This window comes from Prevotella sp. AM23-5 (assembly GCF_003473645.1).
Taxonomy (GTDB): Bacteria; Bacteroidota; Bacteroidia; order Bacteroidales; family Bacteroidaceae; genus Prevotella; species Prevotella copri_A.
Genome location: NZ_QUCG01000047.1, coordinates 1 through 9,250, shown reverse-complemented (window position 1 = coordinate 9,250; position 9,250 = coordinate 1). Strand labels below are relative to the sequence as shown.

Below are 9,250 nucleotides of genomic sequence, written 5' to 3'. Positions count from 1 at the left end.
ATGTACCTTCCTCCCGGAAGCCATCCCCATATTGGTCATATCAACATAAAATTTTAATTTATATAAGAGAGATTTTTCTATTTAATTTAAGAGAGATTTTTCTATTTAATTTAAGAGAGATTTTCTATTTAATTTAAGAGAGATTTTCTATTTAATTTAAGAGAGATTTTCTATTCTAGAGACCTTCTACATCAAAGACTGAATCTCAGAGAGATTTCTCTTCTCAGTGGTACCATCCTTGTATGTTACCATGAAGTAATTGTGAATAGACTTACCATTCTTGAACTGAACGATAGCCACGCCACCTTCACGGAGCTGGAGAGTGAAATATCCCTCACGCTTGCCGTTAACATACTTTCCGTGCCACTTCTCCTTACCATTCTTGTAGTAAGTAGTAACCTCACCATTAAAGATAGTATTGCGGTCGTTACCGAGATCGATGAAGCTGTAGCCACCCTCGGCACGAAGATTACCGTTCATATAGAAGTCCTGGAACACATCCTTCTTATTGATGCCAGCGCCGGTAGTCATCAGCAATCTGTAATAACTAGCCTGATCTGCACTAGCTACATTACTCATATTTTCTGCATAGAAAATAGTGTCTGCTACTACTGTTGCATTCTCTACGTGCTTGCGACCGAAAGTAGCTACGGTCATGAGAGCCATCAATGAGAATAATATAATTCGTTTCATATTCTTTATTTTTAGATTGTTACTTATTGTCTGTTGTTTCTTTTTTCTGATGCAAAGGTACTACAAATTCCGGTAAGTTGTATCATTCCTTAACGCTATTTTATGTTATTTTTGGGGTCAGTTTTACTTTTTGAAAGAAAACGCACACAAAATTACAATTTGACATTTTAGGGGGTCGATTTTTACACTTTGAAATCGGCATATCTCCATATACCCCATTATTTACCCCATCTCGTTTACATATTGATAGCAAGAGATGAAAACAGAGCACGGCAGCCCATGCTTTTTTTTGAGATATTTCGAAAACTTTTCGCAAGAAAACTAGCGTATATACTTTTTATTTTGTACTTTTGCACTAAAATATATATAATATAAGGTACGCGTATGATAAAATATACCATCAAGGCACCAAGCCAACTGAACGCAAGTATCAACTTGCCAGCATCCAAGAGTATCAGCAACCGAGCTCTCGTAATCAGTGCGATGGCTGGAAGCCATATCCAACCCGACAACTTGAGCGACTGCGATGATACGGAAGTAATCGTTGCCGCCCTTCAGAATATGCCCGAGGTCATCAACATCAAGGCAGCAGGCACGGCCATGCGTTTCATGACCGCCTATCTCTCTGCCACCACAGGCGAACATACCATCACCGGCACCGAGCGCATGCAGAACCGCCCTATCGGCATCCTCGTAGATGCCCTGCGCTATCTGGGTGCCGACATCACCTACGAGAAGAAGGAAGGTTATCCCCCACTCCATATCCGGGGCAAGGCGCTGGAAGGCGGCCACCTGGAGGTAGTGGGCAATATCAGTTCGCAATACATCTCGGCGCTTCTGATGATCGGTCCGATTCTGAAGAACGGACTGGAACTGAAGTTGACAGGAGAGATCGCATCCCGCCCTTACATCGACCTTACACTCTGGACGATGAAGGAATACGGTGCCGATGCCGACTGGACGGATATGGACACCATCACCGTGAAGCCACAGCCTTACAAGGAGACTTCTTATATGATAGAGAACGACTGGAGTGCTTCTTCCTACTGGTATGAGATGATGGCACTGAATGGCAACATCGACTCCAGAATCCAGCTCGAAGGCTTGATGGACTGCTCGAAGCAGGGAGATTCCGTGGTGAAATACATCTTCAGTCTGCTGGGAGTGAAAAGTGAATTTGAGAACCATGACCATCTTTCGAATGTTATGCTGAAGGCGAACCGCTGTCTTCTGCCGAAATTCGATTACGATTTCTCTGGTTCTCCGGATCTGGCTCAGACCATCGTGGTAGCCTGCTGCGCCTTGGGTGTGAAGTTCAAGTTCACGGGTCTTGCCAGCTTGAAGATCAAGGAGACCGACCGCATCGAGGCACTGAAGACAGAGTTGAAGAAGGTGGGCTATGTCATCCACGATGAAAACGACAACACCCTGTATTGGGATGGTGAAACCTGCGAGCCTTCATTTGCTCCAATCGATACCTACGAGGATCATCGTATGGCGATGGCATTCGCCCCTCTCGCCTTCAAGTTCCCTCAGATCGAGATCAACAATCCGGAGGTAGTGAGCAAATCCTATCCTCATTATTGGGAAGACCTGAAGAAAGTAGGGTTTGAGATTATTGAAAGTTAATAGTTGATAGTTAATTGTTTATGCTATATTTAGTTTTAGCCTTGGTGGCATTAGGCCTGATAAGCGCCATTTTCGGAATCGTATCTCACCGCAGGGGAGAGGACGAGGAGCCTCTGCAGGAAGGCGTATCGTGCAACACCTGCAACGGTGAGAACTCGAAGTGCGAGCAGGAGTGCATGATGGAAGCCGCCACCAAAGAAATAGAATATTACGATGATGAGGATCTCGACCGCTTTGCCGGTCGGGATGCCGATGCCTATACCGATGAGGAGGTTGAGGAATTCTCGGAAGTGCTCTATACCATGCAGCCGGAAGAAGTGGCTGGATGGAACAGAAGCCTGATACTGAGAGGCATCAACCTGCCCAACCAACTGAAGGATGAAGTCATCGGCTTTTTAAGCTAGAACTTTGCAGTTCTAAGTTAAGCAGCTTTGCCAATCATAAAGTTCAAAGCTCCAAGTTCAAAGTTCAAAGTAAACGCATGGATATACTACAATATACATTTTTCCAAAACGCACTGATAGGCGCCTTTCTGGCAAGCATTCTGTGCGGCTTTATCGGAACCTACATCGTTACCCGCCGATTGGTATTCATCAGCGGCGGCATCACCCATGCCTCTTTCGGAGGCATCGGCATCGGCGTGTTTACAGGAATCAATCCGATACTCTCCGCCATGGTTTTCGCCATACTCAGCGCCTTCGGAGTGCAATGGATATCACGCAAGAAAGATGTGCGAAAGGATTCCGCCATCGCCATGTTCTGGACCCTGGGAATGAGCGTGGGCATCATCTGCTGTTTCCTGACTCCAGGATTCATGCCCGACCTGCCCTCCTTCCTCTTCGGAAGCATCCTTGCCATCGACAGCGCAGACCTGTGGCTGCTGGGCGGACTCGCCCTCATCGTAGCCCTCCTCTTCACCTTTCTCCTGCGCCCTATCCAGAACATCGCATTCGACAGTACCTTCGCCCGTTCGCAGCACCTGCCGGTTACAGCCATCGAATACCTGATGATGACGCTCGTCGCCATGACCATCGTGGCTACACTGAAAATGGTGGGCATCGTGCTCGCCATCAGTCTGCTCACCATTCCGCAGATGACCGCCAACCTCTTCACCTACAATTACAGGCAGATGATATGGGCAAGCATCATCCTGGGATGGATAGACTGCATCGCCGGTCTCTACATCAGTTATCTGCTCAACGTGCCATCGGGTGCCACCATCATCTTTATCAGCATCGTGGTATTCGCACTCGCCAAAATCATCCTGGGCATCAGGAGAAAGATGCCAGATAAACAATAGAAAACATGAAAGGCAAAAGCCCCATCCAGCTCCTTTTTCTGATAGGACTCGCTGTGATTGCAGCGAGCCTTACGGGATGCTCTACGCAGAAGAATACGGCGCAGAGCAGGTGGTGGCATGCCTTTAATGCCCGATACAATACCTATTATAATGGTACCGTGGCTTATATCGACGGGGCGCTGGAGAAGGAAGAAGGCAACCGGGACAACTTTACGGAGCAGATTCCGCTCTATATCGTAGGCAACAGGAACAGCCGCGATCTGGGCAAAGCCAACTTCGACCGTGCCATCGAGAAATGCGAGAAAGCCATCCACCAGCACAGCATCAAGCGCCGCCCCGTTTGGGAGCCCGGCAAGAGAAAGACGGCGAAAGACATCGAATGGCTCAGTCGCAGGGAATACAATCCGTTTTTATGGAAAGCGTGGATGCTGATGGGCCGATCGCAATTCCAGAAGGGGGATTTCGAGGGGGCCGCTGCCACCTTCGCCTATATGAGCCGCCTTTACTCCACCCAGCCTGCCATCTACGGCAAGGCGCGCGCCTGGCTTGCCAAATGCTACATCGAGCAGGGATGGACCTACGATGCAGAAGATGTGATCCGAAACATCCAGCGCGATTCCATCCACTGGCGTGCCCAGAAGGAATGGGATTATGCCTTCGCCAATTACTATATCCACACGGGGGATGCCCGGAAGGCGATTCCCTATCTCAGGAAGGTGATAAGCCATGAGATGCGACACAAGCAGAAAGCCCGCCAGTGGTATCTGATGGGACAGTTGCAGGCTTCCATCGGCAACCGGCAGGAGGCTTATCAGGCTTTCCGCCACGTCATCCGGCTCAATCCGCCCTACGAACTGGAGTTTAATGCCCGCATCGCCATCACCGAGGTCTTGGCTTCGGGTAACAGCAGGAAGATGATCAGCCGACTCAAGCGCATGGCGGCATCGGATAAGAACAAGGATTATCTGGACCAGGTATATTATGCCATCGGCAACATCCACCTGGCCCAGAAAGATACCCTGCGTGCTATCTATGCCTATGAAAAAGGCAACCGGAAGGCTACCCGAAACGGTATAGAGAAGGGTGTACTCCTGCTGCGTCTGGGCAATCTGTATTGGGAAACCGGGCGATATGCTGATGCCAAGCGCTGCTATGGCGAAGCAATCGGCTTGCTCGATCAGGACAGAAAGGATTATCCGCAACTGGCTCATCGATCCAAGGTACTGGACGAGCTGGTGCCTTATACCGATGCCATCGCCCTCCAGGATTCCCTGCAGTCTCTTGCCAAAATGGACGAGAGAGACAGAAATGCAGCCATCGACCGTGTGATAGCTGCCCTGAAAAGAAAGGAGAAAGAGGAAGAAAGAAGGAGATGGGAAGACGGTGCAGAGAAGAATTCGGAATATGAAGGAGGAGTTGATGGGAATGGTTCCGGAAACAGATTCGGGAATGCATCAGGAAACGGATTCGGAAATACCAATACCTGGTATTTCTATTCCCCTGTAGCCGTAAGCCAAGGTAAGGCGCTCTTCGAGAAACTCTGGGGCAAGCGAAAGAACCTCGACAACTGGCAGCGAATCAACAAAACAGTTGTAGCTTCGGCGCAAGAAACGAATATCGCTCAAGGAACAGATTCTGAGCAAGGTTCAGATTCAGCTCAAGGTCAAGATTCTGCACAAGATTCCAAGCTTCAGAATGATGCATTAAATGATGCATCACGAGATTCTCTATCCCATTCTTTATCCCAGAAAGAATCCGGCAAACCATCTGCCGATAGCACCAGCCTCGACCCTCATCAGCGGGCTTATTATCTGGCTCAGATTCCGTTCACCCCAGAGCAGATGTCAGCGAGCAACCAGCTCCTGGCGAATGGCTTATACCATGCCGGAATCATCTTCAAGGACCGGCTCGACAACCTGGCTCTGAGCGAGAAGATGCTGCTCCGACTGGTGGACAACTACCCGGATTTCAAGCATCTCGACGAAGCCTATTACCATCTGTATCTGCTTTATTCCAGAAAGAAGCAAACTCAGATGGCGAACAGTTATGTCGATAAATTAAAGAAGGATTACCCTGAAAGCCAGTTCACAGCCCTCCTCTCCGACCCTTACTATCTGGAGAATGCGAGGATGGGTGTGCACATCGAAGATTCCATCTACACCCTCACCTACCAGGCATTCAAGGAGGGCAAGTACGAGGTGGTGATGCACAACTCGGAAATATCAGACAAGCGGTTCCCTACTGGCGCCAACCGCGACAAGTTCCTCTTCATCAGCGGTATGACCCAGCTCAACGAGGGCAAGGTTTCCGAATGTCTGGAAAAGATGAACCAGGTGATAGCGCAATATCCCAACAGTCGGTTGAGCGAGATGGCGGGAATGATCGTAAACGGCGTGAATGCCGGAAGACGACTCTACGGCGGAAAGTTCGACCTGAGTAATGTCTGGGCGAAACGCAGCTATGTGCTCAGCTCCCAGGACTCCACCCGGCAGAAAGGATTCTCAGCCGACCGCAACGACCGTTTTGTCTTCCTGCTCGCCTACAGTCCAGATTCCGTCAACGAGAACCAGCTGCTCTTCGAGGTAGCCAAGTATAACTTCACCACCTATATGGCGCGCAATTTCGACATCAGCATCGAAGACCTCCAGGGGTTGCATCGCCTGCAGGTAAGCGGTTTCCAGAACTTCGACGAGGCGCGCCAGTATGCCAACGAGCTGCATCAGCAAGCCGGCATCCTCCGTCTGGTTTCCAAGGCGAGAAGCTACGTAATCAGCGAGCCGAACCTCGAGCTTCTGGGCAGAAATCTCTCGTATGATGATTACGACAAGTTCTATACCCGCCACTTTGCACCGCTGAATATCAGCAAGATGCGCCTGCTGATGGAGCCAACGGAAATCGTAGTGGATAAGGATTCCCAGAAGGAGGAAGATGCTCTGGAGGAAGAAAATGATTCCCAGAAGAAGAATCCTGAAGATAATGGAATCGATATCGAGAGCCAGCCCGCAGAAGATACCGATACCGGCATCTACTTCGATGACTCGAATGCCCCAGAATCTGAAGCCGATGATGAATACATCGAGCTGGATGGATTCTGATAAAGCAAGAAAGCTCTAGCGGCAAGGAAGCCGTTAGAGCGAACAGAAGAAGGTAACCAGGAACGGTACGGAGAAATCTACGCAGAAGCCGTGGAAGATAGAAACGATGATGAAGCTCTCGCCCGAATAGCGGGTGATGATAGGCAACGTGGTATCCATCGTGGTGGCTCCACCCACGCTGATAGGCGCCAGCTTGCCGAAATACTTCGCCAGCAGGGGCGCACCAAGCAGGGTGAGAATCTCACGGAAGATGTTGGCAAGCAGGGCGATGGTTCCCAGCTCGGCACCCCGATACTGCGTGATGAAGATGCTCGACAATGAGTAGTATCCGAAGCCCGAACCGATGGCGAGACAGTCGGAGAGCTGACGGTGTCCCAGTATCAAGGAGGCAGCCGCGCATCCGGCAAGGGTTCCCAGGATGGTCATCACCGGCAGCATCATCAGCCGGGGATTCACCTTTCTGAAACTCTTCAGGATAGAGGTATCGCAACCGATGCTGATACCCACGCAGAACATCAGGCAGCAGAGGGCATAATAGCTCACGTCGCTCGCCAGGAAACTGGCAGGAATCACATCCCACACTCCCACGATGATGCCCAGCACGAAGAAGCCTACGATAATCAGACTACCTTTCATTTCCAGCCTCCTTTCTGCAGACATATCTCCACAATGCCCACGCAAAGATTGCACTACCCAGACTTCCGGCTATCGTAAGCACGATGGCTTCGAGTCCCAGGGTCTGAAGACCATTGATAATACGAGGGTTCGCTCCCACCTCGATGCCGAGCAGGAAGAGGAGTACCCAGATAAGCGCCGTGATGACACGGCCGATAAAACTCATTTTCTTGTTGCGGAGCAGGTACCCCGTACCAATTCCGCATAGCATGATCATTACAATCTTGAGCATTGTTTCTTCTTTTCTTCTTTTTTTTATTATTTTGATTACTTTTATCTTCGATAATAATAACGGATTCCCGGTCTTAATATTATAAAAAAGACCGAGAATCCTGAAGATATCTGTAAGTAATCTATAGCAGTTGCCCCCAATCGGAAGAGCCATCAGCCCCATCAGATGATGGTAATCCAGACGGATTCATCCTTTTCTCTCGCTTCGCTGATGCATTTCATCAGGCGATGCAGCCAGATACGGGAGTTCACCACCATACCCTTCACCTTGTTCTCGCCCACCAAGATGCAGCCCTGGGTATCATCAGGGTAGTTGCCGGCATGGATGCGAATGCCCTCGAAATCAGGAACACCCTGCAGATACGGCAGCCACTCCTTGAAGCGGGGCGATTTGGTGATGAGCAACGGATAGGTACCCTCGGGAATCGCCGTAGTGCCCATCATCTTCTGCGCCTTCTTGCCCGAAACCCTGCCCAGGCGCACGTTCACTTCCTCGGGCTGGAGTTCCACGCCCTTCAGGTTGCGCCACGTAGGCTCCAGGGTATCGCAGAAATAACACTCCTGCGTCAGTTTGCCGGCATCTATCTTATGCTCGAACCAACGCTTCAACTGTGGGTTCATCCATGAAGAGTGAACCACTCTCTCTACCTCCTCATCCTTCAGGATATAGAGGCGACCAATGGTATAGCTGTTCTTCTTGGCTATACGCTTCAATACTATTTCCATAAATATTCAATTAATTTAAAAATCAAGCTTCAAGCACCAGCCCGTCATGGCGGTACTTCAGCTTCTTGAAACTGTAACTACTGTAACCGTAACCGCTTTTCCCGTCCTCGCCGGGCGGAGAGATTCGCTCGATATACCCACGGTAAATCCACTGCTTGATCACATTCCTGGTACCCTTCGCATCCAATCCATGCTCCATACGGATGGCATCCAACTGCGGCATGGTGAAGATATCGGGCAACAGCTGAAGCAGATTCTCCGGTCCACGCTTCGAACTCTTCTCACCGGCACTGTTCTCCCGGGCTATCATATCGCCGAAGAAACGCATCTTGCAGTAGATGTCGTAACGCTCGCTCCAGCGGATGAAATCATCCATCTCCGGCTCCCATCTGTAGCCGTTGGCAACATAGAGTACGCACGCCTTGAGGTAGGCGATGACGTTGGCACGGAACGAGAAATTCTCGAAGATGCGGTTCTGCGAAGTACGTGCAAACTCGGCATTCTCATTCTTCAATACCACGGCAAGATCATACGCCTCCTGGCATTCCACCAATCCCGACGCCATACAGAGATTATCGATGTAGGGCTTCAGAGAATTTCTGAATTCATCGTCATAGGTGCCATAGATGGGAATATCCTCGCCAATCTCCCGTTCCGGGATGGTACAGAAGTTGATACGGCTCAGCGGACCATCGGTCAGCACCTTCGCGAAATACCGCTGTCCCTTGTCGATGGTAGTAGATGCATTCCAGTTGAACCGGACGCAGACACGCTCGGTAACGCTCTGGATTCCCACGCGAGACTGTCCGTATTTATTACTAGGATCAAAGGCGAGGCACATGATACGGAACTGCTGATTGCCGATACCTCTCAGCGCATCAAACTGGTCGATTTCGTTCAG

General features: G+C 49.8%; 8 protein-coding genes and 1 pseudogene. 4 read left to right on the top strand and 5 right to left on the bottom strand.

Going from position 1 to position 9,250, the window contains the following annotated elements:
• Nucleotides 1-186: 186 nt before the first annotated feature.
• Nucleotides 187-693, bottom strand: a complete 507-nt coding sequence (locus tag DW657_RS11700) for a hypothetical protein (RefSeq protein WP_117661364.1) — start codon at nt 691-693, stop codon at nt 187-189.
• Between the two features lie 387 nt (nt 694-1,080).
• Here DW657_RS11700 and DW657_RS11695 point away from each other — a divergent pair, with 387 nt between their 5' ends.
• The 4 genes from DW657_RS11695 to DW657_RS11680 all read left to right on the top strand — a co-directional run bounded on the left by DW657_RS11695 (nt 1,081) and on the right by DW657_RS11680 (nt 6,717).
• Complete coding sequence (locus tag DW657_RS11695; protein WP_118312661.1) at nt 1,081-2,322, top strand: 3-phosphoshikimate 1-carboxyvinyltransferase; 1,242 nt, start codon at nt 1,081-1,083, stop codon at nt 2,320-2,322.
• A 20-nt stretch (nt 2,323-2,342) separates the two neighbouring features.
• Complete coding sequence (locus DW657_RS11690; protein WP_117661365.1) at nt 2,343-2,726, top strand: hypothetical protein; 384 nt, start codon at nt 2,343-2,345, stop codon at nt 2,724-2,726.
• 77 nt (nt 2,727-2,803) lie between these two features.
• Nucleotides 2,804-3,622: a metal ABC transporter permease gene (locus tag DW657_RS11685; protein WP_118312646.1), complete on the top strand. Its 819-nt coding sequence runs from the start codon at nt 2,804-2,806 to the stop codon at nt 3,620-3,622.
• Between the two features lie 5 nt (nt 3,623-3,627).
• Nucleotides 3,628-6,717: a tetratricopeptide repeat protein gene (locus tag DW657_RS11680; protein WP_118312645.1), complete on the top strand. Its 3,090-nt coding sequence runs from the start codon at nt 3,628-3,630 to the stop codon at nt 6,715-6,717.
• A gap of 33 nt (nt 6,718-6,750) precedes the next feature.
• On the opposite strand, the gene DW657_RS11675 is transcribed toward DW657_RS11680, so the two are convergent.
• The 4 genes and pseudogenes from DW657_RS11675 to DW657_RS11660 form a co-directional block, all read right to left on the bottom strand.
• Nucleotides 6,751-7,353: a lysine exporter LysO family protein gene (locus tag DW657_RS11675; protein ID WP_089544017.1), complete on the bottom strand. Its 603-nt coding sequence runs from the start codon at nt 7,351-7,353 to the stop codon at nt 6,751-6,753.
• Entirely contained in the window at nt 7,343-7,624 is a 282-nt protein-coding gene (locus DW657_RS11670) for a LysO family transporter (protein ID WP_089544018.1), read from the bottom strand. Before DW657_RS11670 ends, DW657_RS11675 begins: the two co-directional genes overlap by 11 nt.
• A 161-nt stretch (nt 7,625-7,785) precedes the next feature.
• Entirely contained in the window at nt 7,786-8,349 is a 564-nt protein-coding gene (locus DW657_RS11665) for a DUF5675 family protein (RefSeq protein ID WP_118312644.1), read from the bottom strand.
• A 22-nt stretch (nt 8,350-8,371) separates the two neighbouring features.
• Nucleotides 8,372-9,250, bottom strand: a pseudogene (locus DW657_RS11660) (hypothetical protein); the annotation flags it as partial.

Coding starts and splice junctions, on each gene's coding strand:
- DW657_RS11700 (WP_117661364.1), bottom strand. CDS start 693: ATGAAACGAATTATATTATTCTCATTGATGGCTCTCATGACCGTAGCT.
- DW657_RS11690 (WP_117661365.1), top strand. CDS start 2,343: ATGCTATATTTAGTTTTAGCCTTGGTGGCATTAGGCCTGATAAGCGCC.
- DW657_RS11685 (WP_118312646.1), top strand. CDS start 2,804: ATGGATATACTACAATATACATTTTTCCAAAACGCACTGATAGGCGCC.
- DW657_RS11680 (WP_118312645.1), top strand. CDS start 3,628: ATGAAAGGCAAAAGCCCCATCCAGCTCCTTTTTCTGATAGGACTCGCT.
- DW657_RS11675 (WP_089544017.1), bottom strand. CDS start 7,353: ATGAAAGGTAGTCTGATTATCGTAGGCTTCTTCGTGCTGGGCATCATC.
- DW657_RS11670 (WP_089544018.1), bottom strand. CDS start 7,624: ATGCTCAAGATTGTAATGATCATGCTATGCGGAATTGGTACGGGGTAC.
- DW657_RS11665 (WP_118312644.1), bottom strand. CDS start 8,349: ATGGAAATAGTATTGAAGCGTATAGCCAAGAAGAACAGCTATACCATT.